This is a genomic window from Kitasatospora sp. NPDC058170, assembly GCF_042883905.1.
Classification (GTDB): domain Bacteria; phylum Actinomycetota; class Actinomycetes; order Streptomycetales; family Streptomycetaceae; genus Kitasatospora.
This window is the reverse complement of record NZ_JBHVUV010000018.1, coordinates 95,538-115,059: the sequence shown is the minus strand read 5'-3', so window position 1 is coordinate 115,059 and position 19,522 is coordinate 95,538. Positions and strand designations below refer to the sequence as shown.

Genomic DNA, 19,522 nt, shown 5'->3' with positions numbered 1-19,522 from the left:
TCCGGCCCTCTGGTCCGGCTGCAGGAGTCCGACCAGGGCGGCTCCGTACGCTGCACGAACCACCCACCGCCGACCAGACCTTGAGGAGTGCCGCATGAGCAGGTTCGACCGACTCGCGTACACCCCGGCGGTGCGCCGGGTCCAACAGGAGATGGGCAGCGCCACGGCGGCCGACCGCCGTCTGCGGGATCCGGGCGAGCAGGCCGATCCGCTCACCGGCGCCGAGGCCGAGTTCATCCGCGGCCTCGACGGCTTCCTGCTCGCCAGCGTCGGCGAGACCGGCTGGCCGTACATCCAGTTCCGGGGCGGCCCACCGGGGTTCGTCCACGTCCTCGACGAGCGCACCCTCGGCTATCTGGACGTCCGGGGCAACCGGCAGTACATCACCACCGGCAACCTGCGCGGCGACGACCGGGTCGCGCTCTTCTTCCTCGACCACGCCCGCCGGACCCGCCTCAAGCTGCTGGGCCGCGCCACCGCCGTACCGGTCGGCGAGAACCGGCCGCTCGCCGGGCTCCTGGGCTCGCCGCGCACCGACGGCACGGTCGAACAGCTCGTCACCATCCGGGTCGAGGCCTTCGCCTGGAACTGCCCCAACCACATCACCCCCCGCTTCAGCCGACGCGAACTCTCCGACGCACTGGCGCCGGTCCACGACCGCCTCGCGCTGCTGGAGCAGGAGAACGCCGCCCTGCGCGCCGAACTCGCCGCGCACCACGACGAGGCGGCGGCCCGCCGGCCGCGCGCCGACGACCACGATCCACGACCGAAGGGCTGAACAGTCATGGCGGAATGCCTGACCGACCACACCGCGGCGACGTCCTCGCAGACCGGGGCCCGCCCCGCCGAGGCGCCGCCGACCGGAGCGCCGCCCATCGGGGAGCCGCCGACCGCGGAGCCGACGATCCCGACCGGGGAACCGGCGATCTGGTCCCGCAACTTCCGCTACTACTTCACCGGCCGCAGCGCGGGCCTGCTCAGCTGGGCCATGCTGCCGGTCGCGGTCTCGGCCGGTCTGCTCAGCGGCGGGTACGGCCTGGACACCGCGGGGTACGCGATGGCCTTCCTGGTGGGCCCGTTCGCCGGGCTGGTGCTGTTCGGCGGGGTGCTCGCCGACCGGTTCACCGCCCGCCGGCTGATGATCGCCGCCGATCTGGCCAACCTCGCCACCCACGCGCTGCTCGCCCTCCTGTTCATCCACGGCATCGACCACCTCTGGCAGCTGTACGCGCTGCTGATGGTGGCCGGTACCGCCAACGCGATGTTCCAGCCGGGCTCCGCCTCGACCGTCCCGCTGGTGGCCCGCGACGTGCAGGGCGCCAACGGGGTGCTGCGCACCTCCGAGGCCTTCACCGGTCTGGGCGGCCCGGCGCTGGCCGGCGCCCTGGTCGGGTTCGGGTTCGGGGCCACCGGCTGGGTGATGGTGATCTCCGCCGTGGCCTACGGGACCAGCGCCGCCTGCCTGTTCGCGCTCCGGCTCGGCGCGGTGCCCGCCCCACCGGCCGGCGGCGGCCTGTGGCGCAACCTGGCGGTCGGCTGGCAGGAGTTCCGCGCCCGCAGCTGGCTCTGGGGCGTGATCGTGATCTGGATGTTCTTCGCGGTGCTCTCCTGGGGGCCGCAGCTGTCGGTGGCGGCCGGCGTCATCGTGCCCGAGCACGGCGCGACCGCCTTCGGCCTGCTCAACGCCGCGTTGGGCGCGGGCACCGTGGCCGGTGGCCTGCTGGCGATCCGCTACAAGCCCGAACGACCGCTCGCCGCCGGGGCCGTGGCGATGCTGGCCTACCCGCTCTACCCGCTCGGCATCGTGCTCGGCCAGCCGGTCTGGCTGCTCGTCGCCGCCCAGGTCGCGGTCGGGGTCGGCGTCGGGGTCTGGGGTGTCATGTGGGCCACCAGCGTGCAGACGCAGGTACCGGGCGAGGTGCTCAACCGCGTCCACGCCTACGAGGTCGCGGGGTCCGTCGGCATGTACCCGATCGGCAGCGCCCTGGCCGGCCCGGCCGTCGGGGCGTTCGGCACCGACCGGGTACTCCTGGTGGGCGCCGCGGTCGCCCTCCTCACCGCCACCGCCCTGCTGACCGCCCGCCCCATCCGCACCCTGACCCGCGTCCCGACCCGCACCTGACCCGTACCTGAGCCACACCGGACCTGGACAACAAGAAAGCCCCAGGCCATTGACCTGGGGCTTTCCTTCGGAGCGGGCGACGAGAATCGAACTCGCGCTATAAGCTTGGGAAGCTCATGTTCTACCATTAAACTACGCCCGCCTGACGAGCTGTCAGAAACCGCTCGTCCACCATCACTGTACCCCATCCGCAACGGCGGGCGCACAGGTGATCCCCGAGCGCGGCGGAGCCGCGGGGGGCGGGGTCGGAGGCGTACTGTGTGGGCCGCGTGAGAGTGCTCCGGCGGGTGGGTTTCGGGGCGGCGAGCCTCGGTGTGGAATGTCCGGAACATCCCCTAATGTGACGCTGTCCCGGGGGCCCCGCCTCTCGGGGCGCGATGAGTACGGGTGAGTACCGGGGTAAGGATGGGAAGGGGATCGATGGAGCAGCGCGCCGTCGTTCGTTGTGCCGAGGGGCACCTGTTCAGCACCACCACGTTCCCGATGCAGAACCTCGGGCCCGGCCGGCTGGGGCCCGGCCGGCTGATCCGCTGTCCGCAGTGCGGACGGCTGCGCAGCTCGGTGCTGGCCGATGTGCGGGAGCTGTCCGCGCCGCAACTGGCCCGGGCGATGCGGCTGGAGGCCGCGGAGTTCCTGGCCTGACCGGGACGGACGTGACGGACGCGGCCCCGGGCGATTCGTCCGGGGCCGCGTCGTGCACGTAACCTCGAAGCGTGCTGCTCTCTGACAAGGACATCCGGACCGAGATCGACAAGGGCCGGGTCTCCATCGACCCGTTCGACCCCGCGATGATCCAGCCCTCCAGTATCGACGTGCGGCTGGACCGCTTCTTCCGCGTGTTCGAGAACCACCGCTACCCGCACATCGACCCCTCCGAGGAGCAGCCGGACCTCACCCGGCTGGTCGAGCCGGAGGGCGACGAGGCCTTCATCCTGCACCCGGGCGAGTTCGTGCTGGCGTCGACCTACGAGGTCATCACGCTGCCGGACGACGTCGCCTCGCGGCTGGAGGGCAAGTCCAGCCTGGGCCGCCTCGGCCTGCTGACCCACTCCACGGCCGGCTTCATCGACCCCGGCTTCAGCGGGCACGTCACGCTGGAGCTGTCGAACGTCGCGACGCTGCCGATCAAGCTCTACCCGGGGATGAAGATCGGGCAGCTCTGCCTGTTCCGGCTCTCCTCGCCGTCCGAGCACCCGTACGGCTCCGCGCGCTACGGCTCGCGCTACCAGGGCCAGCGCGGCCCGACGCCGTCCCGCTCGTACCTGAACTTCCACCGCACCGCGGTCTGAGGACCGCGGGCACCGAGCGGCACAGAGCGCACGCACTGCGGGCGGCCGCCCCTCACGTCGAGGGGTGGCCGCCCGCGGGCGTTGTACGGGTGACACCGGGTGGCGACGGCTGGCAGCAGGTGCCAGCGGGTGCCAGCGGTCAGGCGCGCTTCGGCCGGGTGACCGCGACCAGCTCGCTGCCGTCCTCGGAGAGGCTCAGCTCGGTGCGGAGCTCGGCCAGCTCGCCGAGGTGATGCAGGTGGGTGCCGCCGCAGAAGATCTGCGCCGGGCCCTCGGGCAGCTCGCAGTGCCACTGGCGGCGGGCGGTCAGCTCGGGGCCGGGGACCTCGATGCGGACCGGTGCGTCGGCGGCGACCCAGGCGGCCAGCTGCCGGTTGACGGCCTCGGTGAGGGCGGGCAGCGCGTCGGCCAGGGCGGGGAGGTCCTCGGTCGCCTCGGTGGTGAAGCCCTTCTTCCGCAGCGACTTGCCGAGCCGGTAGGTGTCGGTGCTGGCCTCGGTGTCCATCACCGAGGTGTCCATCGCGAGGCTGTCGAAGTCGGGGTTCCCGAAGGCGTCGGAGCGGCCCGGGTCCTTGCGCCAGCGCGGGGCGAGGGCGGCGTTCAGGGCGAGGGCGAGCAGGTGGCAGCCGCTGTGCGAGGCGCACAGCGCGGCGCGGCGCCCGGCGTCGACGGCGAGGGCGGCCACCCGCCCGGCCAGGTCCCCCGGGTCGCCCTCGACCACGTGCAGGACCAGCCAGGACCACTCCTCGTCGCCGCGCCGGACCGGGATGTCCTTGCCGACCAGCGGCGCGCCGCCGTCGGGGCCGACCGCGCCGGTCAGGCAGTCCACGACGGCCAGCTCGGTGCCGTCCACGGTGAGCGTGCCGAGGTCGGCGGGCTGGTCGGGCCAGGTGTGGTCGAGCGGGTGGAACGGGGTCGCCGCGGTGACGACGGCGTACCGACCGTCGGTCAGCGGGTGCACCGCGAGCACCGGCGACTCGCCGGTGACCGCCCCGGCGGGGAAGCTGACGTGGGTGGTGGGGAGGGTCATGCGCTGGCTCCGTGCGGATCGCTGGCGGGGGTGGACGGGGGTGGAGGCGGATCGGGCCCCGAACCCGGGGCCCGCCGCCCATTCTCCCCCGGCCGGACCGGGCTCAGCCCAGGGTCGGCAGCTTGATCAGCACCAGCAGCGCGAGCAGCTGCAGCGCGGCCGCGCCGGCCGCCTTGCCCCAGGGCAGGTCGTGCACCCGGCGCACCATCGTGGTCAGCAGGACGGCGCAGAGCAGCCAGGTCGCCCAGCCGACGACCTGGACGACCATGTTGTCGGACGGCAGCACCAGCGCCAGCAGCAGCCGGGGCGCATCGGTGAGCCAGCCGATCAGCACCGCCAGGCCGACCGTGGACTGCCAGGGGCCGTCCCCGCCGAACTGCCGGGCCAGGGCGAAGGTCACGGCGCCGAGGGTGGCGCCGGCCAGGGTGAAGCCGATCGCGGCGACGACCATGGCGGTCAGCGCGACGGTGAAGGTCGAGTTGACCACGTCGTCGTGGGTCAGGCCGATGCCGAGCACAGCGAGCGCGCCGTACAGCAGCGAGACGGTGGCCGCGGGCAGCCAGACCTGGTGGTCGCGGGTGCGGTCGAAGGTCGCGGTCGGCGCGCGGAAGAGGCCGACCAGCAGCTCGCGCCAGGGCGGGCGCGGACCGGCGACGTGCGGGGCCGCCTGGCCTCCGGCCCGGTAGACGGCGACGTTGTCCTGCTCGTGCGGGGCGGGCTCGTAGTAGCCCTGCTGCGGGTACTCCTGCCCGTGCCCCTGGCCGTGCTCCGGCGGGTAGCCCTGGTACTGGTCCCCCTGGTACTGGTCCCCCTGGTACGGGCCGGGGTACGGGCCGCCGGCGTACTGGCCGCCCGGGTACGGCCCGCCGCCGTAGGGCTCGCCCGCGTACGGGTCCGCGCCGGTCGGGAACGCCCGGGTGTGGCCGGGCTGGTCGGCGGCGTACGGGTCGTAGCCCCCCGCAGGACCGGGGCCGCCCCCGCCCGGACCGCCGGGACCGCCGCCGGGACCGCCCGCAGGCGCACCGCCGGCCCCCTGGTGCGGGGCGGTGAAGTACTCCGGCCCGTCCGTCTGCCCGTACCCCCCGGGCGCCGCCGCGGAGGGCGGCGGGGCCGACCACCCGCCACGGGGGTCGGCACCCTGCCCGCTGTCGTATCGATTACCAGCCACGTTCCGAAGGTACCCGTCCGGCTGACTCCGCGTCGGCCGCTCACGGACCCGGGGCCGGTTTGCAGCCAGCCTGTGACGCCCGGATCCGAACGGCGGCACTTCAAACGGCGAAGCCCCGGACAACACGCCCCGGAACAGCGGCCGCGGCCCGGAAACGGCGGCCGCGGCTCCGGCTACCGCTGGGCGGTCACCGTCGGCGCGTGCACCGCCGCGGCCGCCGAGGCGCCCGCCGGGCAGCCGCCGGGGCCGGCCGAGATGCGGACGGCGCCGACCGGCAGCAGCGTGCCGCAGGCGATCCGGATGCCGGCGGGCAGCTCGTTGTCCGACTCGACGATCGCACCGTCGCCGATCACCGCGCCGTCCAGCGCCGTACGGTCGCCGACGGTGGCGTAGGCCCCGACGATGGAGTCCTTGACCAGGGTGTCCGGTCCGATCGCCGCGCCGGGCAGGATCACGCTGCCCTCGACGATCGCGCCGGCCTCGATCACGGCCCCCTCGGAGACCACCGTGCCACCGCTCAGCACGGCGCCGGGGTGCACGGTCGAACCGGGCAGCAGCAGGGCGTCACCGGTCGGCCCGGGGACCGCCGGGGAGTCGACCTTGCCCAGCACCAGGTCGGCGGAGCCGCGGACGAAGGCCGCCGGGGTGCCGAGGTCCAGCCAGTACGAGGTGTCCACCACGCCGCGCAGCAGCGCGCCGGTGGCCAGCAGCTCGGGGAAGGTCTCGCGCTCCACGGACACCTCCCGGCCGACCGGGATGCGGTCGATCACGGAGCGGGTGAAGACGTAGCAGCCGGCGTTGATCTGGTCGGTGACGATCTGCTCGGGCGTCTCCGGCTTCTCCAGGAACTCCAGCACCCGCCCGTTCCCGTCGGTCGGGACCAGCCCGAACGCGCGCGGGTCCGCCACCCGGGTGAGGTGCAGCGTGACATCGGCCCCGGCGGCCACGTGGCCGTCGCGCAGGGCCGCGATGTCGACGCCGGACAGGATGTCGCCGTTGAAGACCAGGACCGGCTCGTCGGGGCCGCAGGTCAGCCCGGAGGCGGCGTTGCGGATGGCGCCGCCCGTCCCGAGCGGCTCGCGCTCGGTCAGGTACACCAGCTCGATCCCGTACGGGGTGCCGTCCTGGAAGTGGTCCTCGAAGACCTCGGCCAGGTACGAGGTGGCCAGCACGACCCGGGTGACCCCGGCGGCGGCCGCCCTGGCCAGCTGGTGTGCGATGAACGGGACGCCTGCCACGGGGAGCATCGGCTTGGGGGTGTGGGTGGTCAGCGGACGCAGTCGCGTGCCCTTACCACCGACCAGCATGATCGCCTCGGTCATGGTCTGCGCTGTTCCCCTTGTGGTCTCTGCGGCCCGGCCCGGCGGGCCGATACCTCCGTCGGTGGTCTGATCACCCGTCCGGAGGGCCGTACGGGTTCGACCGGCACAAGGCCGGTCCGGCGCCTACTGTATTTCCTTCCAACCCCGGCCCGGTCCGGCGGCCGGGTGGTTGGCGTCCCGCCCCCTGCGGGAGCGGGCGGCGGAGCGCGGTGGAAAGCCGGGTGGGAGCCGGGTGAGAAGCAGGCGAAAAGCCCGGCCCGGCAGGCGCTCGTGGCACCCACCGGGCCGGGCGGTTGTAACAGAACTGTCGAACAACAGGCCGGTGTTACCGCCCTGCTCAGGCGTCGACGGGCTGCGCCTCGGCCTCCGCCGGCGGCGCCGCCTTCACCGACTCGAGCAGCAGCTGGGCGACGTCCACGACCTTCAGGTGCTCCTTGGCCGCGCCCTCGTTCTTCTTCCCGTTGACCGAGTCGGAGAGCATCACCAGGCAGAACGGGCAGGCGGTGGAGACGATGTCGGGGTTGAGCGACAGCGCCTCGTCCACGCGCTCGGTGTTGATCCGCTTGCCGATGCGCTCCTCCATCCACATCCGCGCGCCGCCGGCGCCGCAGCAGAAGCCGCGCTCCTTGTGGCGGTGCATCTCCTGCTGGCGCAGACCGGGGACCTTGTCCATGATCTCGCGCGGCGGGCTGTAGACCTTGTTGTGGCGGCCCAGGTAGCAGGGGTCGTGGTAGGTGATCAGGCCCTCGACCGGGTTGACCGGGACGAGCTTGCCCTCGTCGATCAGGTGCTGCAGCAGCTGGGTGTGGTGGATGACCTCGAAGTGGCCGCCCAGCTGCGGGTACTCGTTGGCGATGGTGTTGAAGCAGTGCGGGCAGGTGGCCACGATCCGCTTCTTCGGAGCGTCCTCCAGCGCCGCGTTCAGGGTCTCGACGTTCTGCGCGCCGAGCATCTGGAAGAGGAACTCGTTGCCCAGGCGGCGGGCGGAGTCACCAGTGCAGGACTCCTCCTTGCCGAGGATCGCGAACTGCACGCCGGCGGTGTGCAGCAGCTCGGCGAAGGCCTTGGTGGTCTTCTTGGCGCGGTCCTCCAGGGCACCGGCGCAGCCGACCCAGTAGAGGTACTCGACCTCGGCGGGGTCGATGTCCTCACCGATCACCGGCACCTCGATGCCGGTCTCCTTCTTGAGCTCCTTGACCCAGTCCAGGCGCGCCTTGGTGGCCATGCCCCACGGGTTGCCCTTGTTCTCCAGGTTCTTGAGCATCGTCCCGGCCTCGGTCGGGAACGAGGACTCGATCATCACCTGGTAGCGGCGCATGTCGACGATGTGGTCGATGTGCTCGATGTCCACCGGGCACTGCTCGACGCAGGCGCCGCAGGTGGTGCAGGACCACAGGACGTCCGGGTCGATGACCCCGTTCTCCTCGGCGGTGCCGATCAGCGGGCGCTCGGCCTCGGCCAGCGCGGCGGCCGGCACGTCCTTGAGCTGCTCGGCCGTGGCCGTCTCGTTGCCCTCCATGTCCTTGCCGCCGCCCGCGAGCAGGTACGGCGCCTTGGCGAAGGCGTGCTCGCGCAGGCTCATGATCAGCAGCTTGGGCGAGAGGGGCTTGCCGGTGTTCCAGGCCGGGCACTGCGACTGGCAGCGGCCGCACTCGGTGCAGGTGGAGAAGTCGAGGATGCCCTTCCAGGAGAAGTGCTCGACCTGGGAGGCGCCGAACACGGCGTCGTCCGCCGGGTCCTCGAAGTCGATCGGCTGACCGCCGCTGGTCATCGGGCGCAGGGCGCCGAGCGCGGTGCCGCCGTCCTCCTCGCGCTTGAAGTAGATGTTGAAGAACGCGAGGAACCGGTGCCAGGCCACGCCCATCGAGGGGTTGATGCCGATGGTGGTCGCCCACGCGAACGAGATGCAGATCTTCAGCATCGCGAAGAAGTAGATCAGGTTCTCCAGCGTGCCGGGCGCCAGCCCGTTGAGCGCGGAGACCAGCGGGTACGAGACCAGGTGCTCGGGCCCGTACGAGTCGACGCCGTTGAGGGCGCCCTCCAGGGCGCGCAGCATCATGATGCACAGGCCGATGCCGAGGATCGTGTACTCGACGTAGAAGGCCTGCCAGGCGATCGAGCCGGCGAACCGGGACTTGCGGCCGGACCTGGACGGCAGGCTGAGCAGCCGGATCACGATCAGGGTCGCGATGCCCAGCGTGGTGAGGGTGCCGACCAGCTCGACGAAGAGCTGCCAGATCATCCAGTGGCCGATGACCGGCAGCGCGAACTCGGCGTCGAAGAGCTGGCCAAAGGCGTTGACGATGGTCAGGACCAGGCTGAAGAAGCCGACCGCGACGAACCAGTGCGCGATGCCGACGACGCCCCAGCGGTTCATCCGGGTGTGGCCGACGAACTCCACCGCCACGGTCTTCACCCGCTGGGCCGGATCCCCGAACCTGGTGGGGTCGGCCTGGCCGGTCCGCACCACCTTGTAGATGTACAGCGCCGCACGGGCGGCGAGCGCGGTGCCGATCACAAACGTGACCAGCGAGATGACGATCGCTGCTAGTTGCATCGGCTCTCCGTCTCCTGCGGCTTCCTGGGTGAGCAGTTTCTCCGGGGCGAGTGTACTCGTCGGTAACTTCCTCGGCCGACGGCCCGGACATTACCGTTTGTCAACTCTTCTCCTGAAGATGCCCAAGGTATGGCGGCAGTCACGTAAGTCCACCCTTGGCACTCCGGAGCGGGCCCGCCCCGCAGTCCCGGCTCAGCAAAGTTGAGCCGCCCGGACTCATCCCTGTTGACGCTGCCCCCTCGGTCATGCATCCTTGAGCCTGTAAAGCTCAACTCTTCCGTGGAGGTATTTACGATGGCACGCGCGGTCGGCATCGACCTCGGCACGACGAACTCGGTCGTCAGCGTTCTGGAGGGTGGCGAGCCCACCGTCATCACGAACGCCGAGGGCGCGCGGACCACGCCGTCCGTCGTCGCCTTCGCCAAGAACGGTGAGGTCCTGGTCGGCGAGGTCGCCAAGCGCCAGGCGGTCACCAACGTGGACCGGACCATCCGCTCGGTCAAGCGCCACATGGGCACCGGGTGGAAGATCAACCTGGACGGCAAGGACTTCAACCCCCAGCAGATCAGCGCCTTCGTGCTGCAGAAGCTGAAGCGGGACGCCGAGGCGTACCTGGGCGAGACGGTCACCGACGCCGTCATCACCGTCCCGGCGTACTTCTCCGACTCCGAGCGCCAGGCGACGAAGGAGGCCGGTGAGATCGCGGGCCTCAACGTCCTGCGCATCGTCAACGAGCCCACCGCGGCCGCCCTGGCCTACGGCCTGGACAAGGACGACCAGACCATCCTGGTCTTCGACCTCGGCGGCGGCACCTTCGACGTCTCCCTGCTGGAGATCGGCGACGGGGTCGTCGAGGTGAAGGCCACCAACGGTGACAACCACCTCGGTGGTGACGACTGGGACCAGAAGGTCGTCGACCACCTGGTCAAGGTCTTCCAGGCCGGCCACGGCGTCGACCTGTCCAAGGACAAGATGGCCCTGCAGCGTCTGCGCGAGGCCGCCGAGAAGGCCAAGATCGAGCTGTCCTCGTCCTCCGAGACCTCGATCAACCTGCCCTACATCACGGCCTCCGCCGAGGGTCCGCTGCACCTGGACGAGAAGCTCACCCGGGCCCAGTTCCAGCAGCTGACCGCGGACCTGCTGGAGCGCTGCAAGACCCCGTTCCACAACGTGATCAAGGACGCCGGCATCTCGCTCTCCGAGATCGACCACGTCGTCCTGGTCGGTGGCTCGACCCGGATGCCGGCCGTCGCCGAGCTCGTCAAGGAGATGACCGGCGGGCAGGACGCCAACAAGGGCGTCAACCCGGACGAGGTCGTCGCCATCGGCGCCGCGCTCCAGGCCGGTGTCCTCAAGGGCGAGGTCAAGGACGTCCTGCTGCTCGACGTCACCCCGCTGTCCCTCGGCATCGAGACCAAGGGCGGCATCATGACCAAGCTGATCGAGCGCAACACCACGATCCCGACCAAGCGCTCCGAGATCTTCACCACGGCCGAGGACAACCAGCCGTCCGTGCAGATCCAGGTCTACCAGGGCGAGCGCGAGATCGCGGCGTACAACAAGAAGCTCGGCATGTTCGAGCTGACCGGTCTCCCGCCGGCCCCCCGCGGCCTGCCCCAGATCGAGGTCACCTTCGACATCGACGCCAACGGCATCATGCACGTCGGCGCGAAGGACCTCGGCACCGGCAAGGAGCAGAAGATGACCGTCACCGGCGGCTCCGCGCTGCCGAAGGACGACATCGAGCGCATGATGCGCGAGGCCGAGCAGTACGCGGAGGAGGACCACAAGCGCCGCGAGTCGGTCGAGACCCGCAACCAGGCCGAGCAGCTCGTCTACTCGACCGAGAAGTTCATCGCGGACAACGCCGACAAGCTCCCGGCCGACGTCAAGACCGAGGTCGAGGCCGCCATCGGCGAGCTCAAGGAGGCCCTGAAGGGCGAGGACATCGCGGCCATCCGCGAGGCGTCCGAGAAGGTCTCCACCACCGCCCAGAAGCTCGGCCAGGCGCTCTACGCCAACGCCGACGCCGCCTCCTCCGCCCCGGCCGACGACGCCGCCGGTGCCAAGGACGACGACGTCGTCGACGCCGAGATCGTGGACGACGAGAAGCCCAAGGGCGGTGCGGCATGACGGAGAAGCCGCAGGGTGCTGAGCCCGGCGACGACTCCGCCGCCGAGGAGGCCGTGATCAAGGCCGCCGAGGAGGCCGCCGCGGGCGGGGACTCCGCCGGCGACGACACGGCCAAGCGCGAGCTGGCCGAGCGGACCGCCGACCTCCAGCGCCTCCAGGCCGAGTACCAGAACTACCGCAAGCGGGTCGAGCGCGACCGTCTGACGGTCCGCGAGATCGCGGTCTCCAACATCCTGGAGTCCCTGATCCCGGTCCTGGACGACATCGGCCGGGCCCGCGAGCACGGCGAGGTGACGGGCGGCTTCAAGTCCGTCGCCGAGTCGCTGGAGACGGTCGTGGCCAAGCTGGGCCTGCAGCAGTTCGGCAAGGAGGGCGAGCCCTTCGACCCGACCATGCACGAGGCGCTCATGCACAGCTACTCCTCGGACGTCACCGAGGACACCTGTGTCCAGATCCTCCAGCCCGGCTACCGGATCGGCGAGCGGATCATCCGCCCGGCGATGGTGGCGGTCGCGGAGCCCCAGCCGGGCACCCAGACCACCGCCGGCCCGGACGCCGAGTCGGCGAAGTCCGAGGAGTCGGACAAGGCCGACGGTGGCGCGGACAGCTGAACACCCCTGCGCTGCGGAGTCGTACACCGTCGTCCCGTACGGCGTACGACTCCGCGGCGCGCTCGCTATTGACACCGCAGGTGGCACTGCACTGACTATGGGTCTCGGGAGGTGGCGGCAGCCATGAGCGGCAAGGACTACGTGGAGAAGGACTACTACAAGGTCCTCGGCGTGCCCAAGGACGCCTCCGCCACCGAGATCAAGAAGACCTACCGCAAGCTGGCGCGCGAGTTCCACCCCGACGCCAACAAGGGCGACGTCAAGGCCGAGGACCGGTTCAAGGACATCTCCGAGGCCTATGACGTCCTGTCGGACGAGAAGCGCCGCAAGGAGTACGACGAGGCGCGCGCCCTGTTCGCCAACGGCGGCTTCCGCTCCGGCGGCCCCGGCAACGGCAACCACAGCTTCGACTTCGGGGACCTCTTCAGCGGCAGCCAGGGCGGCGGCGGGGGCGGGATCGGCGACGTCTTCGGCGGCCTGTTCAACCGGGGCGGCACCCGGCAGGCCCAGCCGCGGCGCGGCGCCGACGTCGAGACCGAGGTGACGCTCTCCTTCGAGGAGGCGGTGGACGGCGCGACCGTCCCGCTGCGGATGACCAGTCAGGCCCCCTGCCGCACCTGCACCGGCACCGGTGCCCGGGCCGGCACCACCCCCCGGGTCTGTCCGACCTGCGTCGGCGCCGGCACCGTCAGCCGCGGCCAGGGCGCCTTCGCGCTCTCCGAGCCGTGCCGTGACTGCCGCGGCCGGGGCATGATCGTCGACGACCCGTGCCCCGACTGCCACGGCAGCGGCCGGGCCAGCTCGGCCCGCACCATGCAGGTCCGGATCCCCGCCGGCGTCCAGGACGCCCAGCGGATCCGCCTCAAGGGCAAGGGCGCCCAGGGCGAGCGCGGCGGCCAGTCCGGCGACCTCTACGTCACCGTCCACGTCGACGCGCACCCGGTCTTCGGGCGCAAGGGCGACAACCTGACCGTGACGGTGCCGGTCACCTTCCCCGAAGCCGCTCTCGGCGGCACCATCGAGGTACCGACGCTCAACGGCCCCTCGGTGAAGCTCAAGCTGCCCGCCGGCAGCGCCAACGGCCTCACCCTGCGGGCCCGCGGCAAGGGCGCCACCCGCAAGGACGGCACCCGCGGCGACCTCCTGGTCACCGTGGAGGTCGTGGTGCCGCAGCAGGTCACCGGTGACGCGCTGACGGCACTGGAGCAGTACCGCGAGGCCACCGCCTCCGACGACCCGCGAGCCGCCCTGTTCCGGGCGGCGAAGGGAGCGTGACGACCAGATGATCCACGACAGCGGCCCCATCGGCCCCGGTATCGGCGAGGGCCTCCCCGGCAGCGCCCCGCGCGCCCGGCGCGCCGCCCCGCCGCCGCACTACGTCCTCACCGAGGACACCCCGGTCTACGTGATCTCGGTCGCCGCCGAGCTCTCCGGCCTGCACCCGCAGACCCTGCGCCAGTACGACCGCCTCGGCCTGGTCTGTCCCGACCGCACCGCCGGCCGCGGCCGGCGCTACTCGGCCCGGGACATCCAGCAGCTGCGCGAGGTCCAGCGGCTCTCCCAGGACGAGGGCATCAACCTGGCCGGCATCAAGCGGATCATCGAGCTGGAGAACCAGGTCACCGCCCTCCAGTCCCGCATCGCCGAGCTCGCCGACTCCCTGGAGGGCGCGGCCAGCGCGCTCCAGCAGCGGGAGGCCGCCGTCCACGCCTCCTACCGCCGCGACCTCGTCCCGTACCAGCCGCCGACCCAGTCCAGCGCCCTCGTGGTGTGGCGGCCGAAGCGCTGACCCGCCCCCGCCGCCCGTGCCGCCGGTTCCCTCTGTCCGGGGGGTGCCGGCGGCTTGCGTCTGGTGAGAGAGTGCTGCTTCCGGGCCGCCGTCGGGAGGCCCGCGCCCTCACCGGGCCGGGCGTTGGATCGAGGTTCCCGTCTAGGATCCCCGAGACAACGGACCTCAGTCGCGTTGACGAATCGTCCGGTCGACGACAAGGAGCCCGCAGTGAGTGATCGAGAGCAGCTGGTGAACAACCACGGTCGGTCACACATACTGTCCTCCGACGCGCGCAGGCTCTACCTGAAGGCGCTGGGCGAGGACGGCCGGCTCAGCCGGGGCGGCTGCACACCGGACGAGGCCGACGCGCTCGACGAGTTGCTGGAACTCGGACTCCTCATATCCGACCTGGACGAGCCCGGCTCACTGATCGCCGCCGACCCGGCCAAGCTCGCGGCCAGCCTGAGCCACACCTGGCAGCGGCAGGCGCTCGATCTGCTGTCCCGCGCGGTGGCAATTCCCGGGGACCTGAACGAGCTGGCGGAGGCCTTCCACAACCCCGACCAGAGCGGCGGCCCGATCGAATACGTCCAGGGCCGGGCGCTGATTAACCAGCGGGTCCAGCAGGCCATGGCCAGCGAGATAACCGAGGGCCTCGCCATGCAGCCGGGCGGACCGAGGCCGTCCGAGCTGCTCACCTCGTTCATGAAGCGCGACCTGGACATCATCCGCCAGGGGGCGTCCATGCGGACGATCTACAACGCCAGCACCAGGCATCACCAACCCACCAGGGATTACGTCTCGACACTGGCCAAAGAGGGCTGGCAATTCAGGACCCTGGACGAGCCCTATGCGCGACTGCTCATCGTCAATCGGCGACTGGCCGTCATACCGGTCATGGGCGACCACCTGGCCGCCTTCGTCCACGACTCCGCCGTCATCGATTTCCTCGCCCAGGAGGTCTTCGAGCGAAACTGGAGCAGGGCTCTGGATTTCGACGGCGATCGCACCATTCCACACCAGGTCGTCTCGCAGCTCCGCCAGACGATTATCGACCTGCTGCTGTCGGGAACCAATCACCGGGTAATCGCACGACGGCTCGGAATTAGCGAGCGAACGCTCGCCCGGCATATCGCGGAAATGCGCGAGGAATACAACGTGGACTCGCTCTTCCAGCTCGGCCACGCACTCGGCCAGGCGGCCAGGACGGGCCACGAACCGCGCCAGTAGGCGGCCCCCGACGTCCCGGCACCGGGAAGAGGCGATCGAAGCCGTCCGACGGCACCACCGGCCGTCGATGGGCGCCCCAAGCCCGCACAGGCTCAGGGCAGGCTCGGGGCGACCGCCGCCCGCACAGGCGGCACCCGCTACAGGAAGCCGTCGACCGATCCGCGTCGGCCCGCACGCCCTCGGCGTGCAGCCCTTCACCCGGTCGAGGCGCCTCGTACACCCGAGCCGATCAGCACATCACCAGTGGAAGTCGTCCATCATGAGCTGCACCTGGGGCTTGGCCACAGCCTCATTCACGGTCTCAGCCTGCGCACTGCCGGCCGCAAGCGAGCCGACAACCAGAAGAGAGACGCCGACAACGGCTGACAGCACGGCCTTACGGGCAAGTCGGTACATACGAGACACGGACTTACGCCTCCTTCTCCAGCTCCACGAGCGTGGACCAATAGCACTAACGTCCACATGATGCCGCACACCTTGCCGCAGTGTCATCTCCCCCATGGCATCAGGAGCGTCATCTCTCTGCCAGGCATCCAGATGACAGGGCGGACCGCTGGACGCGGCCGACGGCACTGATAGACGATCAGTTCGCTCCCGATGGTCCAGGACGGACACCAATCTTGCCGCTGTACCGTCAAATATCAGCCCTGGTTCAGTGACAGATTTTTGAAGCAGCAACTAACCGCAGCGCCTGCCGGCACCGCATCCTCCACCCGGTCGGCCTTCCCCCCGGAGTCGACAATGACCGAGCCCTACCTGCGTCACCACGACAGCCAGGCCCCCGAGGGCCGGCGTGCACGTGTGTTCCTGGCCGCGCCGCTGATGCGGCTGACCGGGCCGGCGGACAGCGTGGTGACCCTGGCCAGCCGGACGCGGCTGACGACGCTTCGCACCACGCTGCTGCGCAGCGGTGCCGCCGTGTACAGCGCGCACCACAGCGACGCCTGGACGGTGGCCGGCCGGGCCCCCGAGCCGCGGGTGCCCTCCGACTTCCGCGCCATGCAGTCCGCCGACCTGGTCTTCGCGTACGTCGGCGCCCCGCTCTCCGCCGGGGTGAGCCTGGAGCTGGGCTGGGCCTCGGCGCTGCGCAAGCCGGTCGTGCTGCTGGTCGACGAGGCCATCACGCACAACCCGCTGATCGCCACCATCGAGCAGGTCGCCCCCGTCCTGCCGCTGGTCTTCGACGACACCTGGTCCCAGGAGGCGCTCCACCACACCGTGGAGACCGCCCTCGACTGGGCCGGTATGGCGCTCTCCCTGCGCGAGGGCTTCTGGACCGCTCCCGGCGAGCAGTTCAGCGTCCCCCGGCAGCAGCCCCCGGCCGTCGGTCCGACCGGCTACTGGCCGACCGGCGCCGCCACCGGCTGAGCGCGGCTCACGCACCGGGCTCCCCCGCCCTGGCCGCGCGCATCTGCCAGCCGAGCTGGAACAGCGTCTCCGCGTCGTACAGCTCCCGCAGCCGTGCGATGTGACCGGCCACCGTGCGCTCGCTCAGACCCAGCCGGCTCGCGATGGCCCGCTGGGTGAGGCCCTGCGAGAGCAGTCGGCCGACCTGCTCGGGTACCAGCGGTTCGGCGTTGCCGGCCGCCAGGCCGGCCCAGTTCACGCCCTCGGCCTGCTGCCACTGGTACTCGAAGACGTTCACCAGGAAGGCGACCATCGCGGCGTCCTCCACCAGCGCCGCACTGCTGTTGTCGACGGCGGCCGGAATCACCGCGGCCGCCTGGCCGAAGATCGCCATCTGCTTGAACGGGCCGGGCAGCACCCGGCTGACGCCGCCCAGTTCGGTCTCCCGGGCGGCGAAGCGCACGGTCGCCGGATCCAGCCGCGCGGTCGGCTCGTAGATGGTCCGCATGCTCCCGCCCCGGGCGAGGAAGCGGCGACGGGAGTCCAGCGCGTCCTCCATCAGATGGGCCGGTACGGCGCCTCCCGGCTGGACGGCCATCGCCTCGCCGGGGTGGTCGTCCATCAGCTGCGCGATCGCGTGCCGGATCTGCGGCATCCCCTCGATCCGGCGGACCCCGCCGGTGCGGCCCGGCCGGTACGGCGCGGCGTCGTAGGCCCGGGTCAGATCGTCGAGCAGCTCCGGGACGACCTCCGCCCGGGCGAACAGCCGGGCGCCCTCCGCCCGCAGGTCGGCACCGATCCGCTCGCTGACGGCCCGGGGGTTCACCGCGCCGTACATGCCGTCGGCGGCCCGCAGGACGAGCAGCCCGACGTCGACCAGCCGCCCGATCGCCGGGGCGTCCGCCGGGCGCACCCGGTCGACCCGGATCCGGCCGCCCGCGCACAGGATCGACCGGTACAGCTCGCGGGCGGCGTCGTCCGGGAGCAGCGGACGGGACTCATCCACGCTGCTCGCCCCGCATCCGCCAGCCGAGTTGGAACAGCGTCTGCACACCGTGGCGGGACCGCAGGCGGGAGATGTGGGCGGCGATCGTCCGCTCGCTGAGGCCCAGTCGGGTCGCGACGGCGCGCTGGGTGAGGCCGGCGGCCAGGAGGCGGCCGATCCGGATGGTCACCGGGTCCGCGGGGGCGGCGGACCAGTCGACGACGGCGGCCCGGGCCCAGTCGCGTTCGAAGACGCCGACCAGGAAGGCGACCGCGGCCGGGTCGTGGACGAAGACCGCCTTGGTGTCGTCGTCCGCGGCGGCGACGACGGCCACCGTGCGGTCGAAGACCAGCATCCGGCGGTAGGGCTCGTCCAGCACCCGGACCCGGGCGCCGTGCCCGGTCATCACGGCGGCGTACTGCACGACGGCCCGGTCGGCCGCGGCGACCGGCTGGTAGAGGGTGCGCATGGCGCTGCCGCGTCTCAGCAGCGCGATGTCCTGCGGCATCGCCATCCGCAGGCCGGCCGCCGGGCGGTGGCCGGGCTGGGCGGCCAGCAGCTCCTCCTTGCAGTCGGAGAGCAGCTCGGCGACGCGCTGGCGGATGGTGACGCCGCCCTCGACGTGGGTGGCCTCGCCGGAGGGGGAGCTGGGGCGCGGCACGTCGTCGTAGGCCCGGGCGAGCGGTTCCAGCAGCTCCGGGAGCCGCTCGGCCCCGACCAGCAGCCGGGTGGCCTCGCTGCGCAGTTCGGCGCCGAGGCGGTCGCCGGCCGACCGCGGGCTGACCGCGGCGTAGCCGGCCGCGGTCGGGGCGAGCAGGCCGAGGTCCAGCAGGCCGTCCAGCGCCGCGTCGGCGTCGGGGGTGAGGTCGGCCGCGCGCAGGTGCCCACCGGCCGCCACGGCGGCGAGGTAGAGGGCCCGTTCGGCGGTGCCGGGCTCGTCACTCACCGCGGCCTCCCCGCATCAACCAGCCGAGCTGGAACAGCGTCTGGGCGCCGTGCCGGTCGCGCAGCCGGGAGATGTGGCCGGCCACGGTGCGTTCGCTCAGACCGAGGCGGCTGGCGACGGCCCGCTGGGTGAGGCCCCTGGCCAGCAGGCGGCCGACCCGGTCGGGGGCGTTGTGGGCGGGTCCGTGGGCGAGGGCGGCGGCCCAGTCGGTGGTGTCGGCGCGGGCCCAGTCGCGTTCGAAGGCGCCGACCAGGAAGGCGATCGCGGCGGGGTCGGAGATGAAGGCGGCGGTGCTGTGGTCCTCGTTCGCGGAGATCACCGCGACCGTGCGGTCGAAGACCATGATCCGCTGGAACGGCTCGTCGAGGACCCGGATGAGCGAGCCGTGCCGGGTGACCTCGTCCGCGTAGGCGAGGGCGGCCGGCTCGGAGACCGCGATCGGCTGGTAGATGGTGCGCAGCGAGCAGCCGCGCTGCAGCAGTTGGACGTCCTGGAGGACGGCGACCTGCAGGGCGTCGGGCGGGCGGTGGCCGGGCTGGGCGGTGAGCACCTCCTCACGGCAGTCGGAGACCAGTTGGGAGATCCGCTGGCGGATGTGGACGTGGCCCTCGATGTGGACGGCGCCGCCGGAGCTCTCGGAGGGGCGGCGCATCCCGTCGTAGGCCCGGGTGAGGGTGTCCAGGGCGCCCGGGAGGTTCTCGGCCCGGACCAGCAACCGGGTGGCCTCGCTGCGCAGTTCGGCGCCGAGGCGGTCGCTGACCGAGCGCGGGCTGACGGCGGTGTAGCAGGAGTCCATCGGGTTGGGCATCAGCAGGCCGATGCCGACCAGCTGGCGCAGCGCGCCCTGCTCGGTCTCGGCGGCGTCGGCGAAGGGGAGGCGGCCGCCGTCGGCGAGGATGGCCAGGTACAGCTGCCGGGCCGCCTCGTCGGGCTCACCGCCGGACAGGCCTGTGCCCGGAGCGGCCGTCGGATCCGCCGTCACTCGAACACTCCCTGCCGGATGGTTCTCGG

General features: G+C 71.8%; 17 protein-coding genes, 1 tRNA gene and 1 pseudogene. 10 read left to right on the top strand and 9 right to left on the bottom strand.

Annotation, left to right across the window (positions count from 1 at the left end; genetic code table 11):
• Nucleotides 1-94: 94 nt before the first annotated feature.
• Nucleotides 95-778, top strand: a complete 684-nt coding sequence (locus ACFVVX_RS21260) for a pyridoxamine 5'-phosphate oxidase family protein (protein WP_387947770.1) — start codon at nucleotides 95-97, stop codon at nucleotides 776-778.
• 6 nt (nucleotides 779-784) lie between these two features.
• Entirely contained in the window at nucleotides 785-2,122 is a 1,338-nt protein-coding gene (locus ACFVVX_RS21255) for an MFS transporter (protein WP_387947768.1), read from the top strand.
• A 71-nt stretch (nucleotides 2,123-2,193) separates the two neighbouring features.
• On the opposite strand, the gene ACFVVX_RS21250 is transcribed toward ACFVVX_RS21255, so the two are convergent.
• Nucleotides 2,194-2,264: transfer RNA gene (locus ACFVVX_RS21250), tRNA-Gly, on the bottom strand.
• Between the two features lie 263 nt (nucleotides 2,265-2,527).
• Between ACFVVX_RS21250 and ACFVVX_RS21245 the strand changes: the two genes are divergently transcribed.
• Nucleotides 2,528-2,764 carry a hypothetical protein gene (locus tag ACFVVX_RS21245; RefSeq protein ID WP_387947766.1) on the top strand — a complete coding sequence of 79 codons (237 nt, stop codon included), beginning with the start codon at nucleotides 2,528-2,530 and terminating at the stop codon, nucleotides 2,762-2,764.
• Between the two features lie 71 nt (nucleotides 2,765-2,835).
• A complete protein-coding gene (gene dcd, locus ACFVVX_RS21240; protein WP_387947764.1) occupies nucleotides 2,836-3,411 on the top strand; it encodes a dCTP deaminase in 576 nt (191 codons plus the stop codon).
• Between the two features lie 139 nt (nucleotides 3,412-3,550).
• On the opposite strand, the gene ACFVVX_RS21235 is transcribed toward dcd, so the two are convergent.
• The 4 genes and pseudogenes from ACFVVX_RS21235 to ACFVVX_RS21220 form a co-directional block, all read right to left on the bottom strand.
• A complete protein-coding gene (locus ACFVVX_RS21235) occupies nucleotides 3,551-4,441 on the bottom strand; it encodes a metal-dependent hydrolase (RefSeq protein WP_387947762.1) in 891 nt (296 codons plus the stop codon).
• A gap of 103 nt (nucleotides 4,442-4,544) precedes the next feature.
• Nucleotides 4,545-5,609, bottom strand: a complete 1,065-nt coding sequence (locus tag ACFVVX_RS21230; protein WP_387947760.1) for a Yip1 family protein — start codon at nucleotides 5,607-5,609, stop codon at nucleotides 4,545-4,547.
• Nucleotides 5,610-5,857: 248 nt separating this feature from the next.
• A pseudogene (locus ACFVVX_RS21225) lies at nucleotides 5,858-6,931 on the bottom strand (sugar phosphate nucleotidyltransferase); the annotation flags it as partial.
• 337 nt (nucleotides 6,932-7,268) lie between these two features.
• Nucleotides 7,269-9,488, bottom strand: a complete 2,220-nt coding sequence (locus tag ACFVVX_RS21220; protein WP_387947758.1) for a (Fe-S)-binding protein — start codon at nucleotides 9,486-9,488, stop codon at nucleotides 7,269-7,271.
• A gap of 294 nt (nucleotides 9,489-9,782) precedes the next feature.
• On the opposite strand from ACFVVX_RS21220, the gene dnaK reads away from it, so the two are divergent.
• The 5 genes from dnaK to ACFVVX_RS21195 all read left to right on the top strand — a co-directional run bounded on the left by dnaK (nucleotide 9,783) and on the right by ACFVVX_RS21195 (nucleotide 15,233).
• Nucleotides 9,783-11,621, top strand: coding sequence for a molecular chaperone DnaK (gene dnaK, locus ACFVVX_RS21215; protein ID WP_387947756.1), 1,839 nt, complete (start codon nucleotides 9,783-9,785; stop codon nucleotides 11,619-11,621).
• On the top strand, nucleotides 11,618-12,232 hold the full coding sequence (gene grpE / locus ACFVVX_RS21210; RefSeq protein ID WP_387947754.1) for a nucleotide exchange factor GrpE: 615 nt from the start codon (nucleotides 11,618-11,620) through the stop codon (nucleotides 12,230-12,232). The genes dnaK and grpE overlap by 4 nt, the downstream gene beginning before the upstream one ends.
• Nucleotides 12,233-12,355: 123 nt before the next feature.
• Nucleotides 12,356-13,507 (top strand): molecular chaperone DnaJ, encoded by a 1,152-nt coding sequence (gene dnaJ, locus ACFVVX_RS21205; RefSeq protein WP_387947752.1) that lies wholly within the window; start codon nucleotides 12,356-12,358, stop codon nucleotides 13,505-13,507.
• 7 nt (nucleotides 13,508-13,514) lie between these two features.
• The gene (locus ACFVVX_RS21200) at nucleotides 13,515-14,021 is read left to right on the top strand and encodes a heat shock protein transcriptional repressor HspR (RefSeq protein WP_387947750.1); all 507 of its coding nucleotides are present in this window, start codon (nucleotides 13,515-13,517) and stop codon (nucleotides 14,019-14,021) included.
• Between the two features lie 210 nt (nucleotides 14,022-14,231).
• On the top strand, nucleotides 14,232-15,233 hold the full coding sequence (locus ACFVVX_RS21195) for a hypothetical protein (RefSeq protein ID WP_387947748.1): 1,002 nt from the start codon (nucleotides 14,232-14,234) through the stop codon (nucleotides 15,231-15,233).
• 237 nt (nucleotides 15,234-15,470) lie between these two features.
• Here ACFVVX_RS21195 and ACFVVX_RS21190 read toward each other — a convergent pair whose 3' ends face one another.
• Complete coding sequence (locus ACFVVX_RS21190; protein ID WP_387947746.1) at nucleotides 15,471-15,638, bottom strand: hypothetical protein; 168 nt, start codon at nucleotides 15,636-15,638, stop codon at nucleotides 15,471-15,473.
• 336 nt (nucleotides 15,639-15,974) lie between these two features.
• Between ACFVVX_RS21190 and ACFVVX_RS21185 the strand changes: the two genes are divergently transcribed.
• The gene (locus tag ACFVVX_RS21185) at nucleotides 15,975-16,601 is read left to right on the top strand and encodes a hypothetical protein (RefSeq protein ID WP_387947744.1); all 627 of its coding nucleotides are present in this window, start codon (nucleotides 15,975-15,977) and stop codon (nucleotides 16,599-16,601) included.
• A gap of 7 nt (nucleotides 16,602-16,608) precedes the next feature.
• On the opposite strand, the gene ACFVVX_RS21180 is transcribed toward ACFVVX_RS21185, so the two are convergent.
• From ACFVVX_RS21180 to ACFVVX_RS21170, 3 genes are read right to left on the bottom strand one after another with little or no spacing between them, the layout of a single operon-like run.
• Nucleotides 16,609-17,586 carry a LuxR C-terminal-related transcriptional regulator gene (locus ACFVVX_RS21180; RefSeq protein WP_387947742.1) on the bottom strand — a complete coding sequence of 326 codons (978 nt, stop codon included), beginning with the start codon at nucleotides 17,584-17,586 and terminating at the stop codon, nucleotides 16,609-16,611.
• Nucleotides 17,579-18,511: a LuxR C-terminal-related transcriptional regulator gene (locus ACFVVX_RS21175; RefSeq protein ID WP_387947740.1), complete on the bottom strand. Its 933-nt coding sequence runs from the start codon at nucleotides 18,509-18,511 to the stop codon at nucleotides 17,579-17,581. Before ACFVVX_RS21175 ends, ACFVVX_RS21180 begins: the two co-directional genes overlap by 8 nt.
• On the bottom strand, nucleotides 18,504-19,493 hold the full coding sequence (locus ACFVVX_RS21170; protein WP_387947738.1) for a LuxR family transcriptional regulator: 990 nt from the start codon (nucleotides 19,491-19,493) through the stop codon (nucleotides 18,504-18,506). Before ACFVVX_RS21170 ends, ACFVVX_RS21175 begins: the two co-directional genes overlap by 8 nt.
• Nucleotides 19,494-19,522 lie beyond the last annotated feature (29 nt).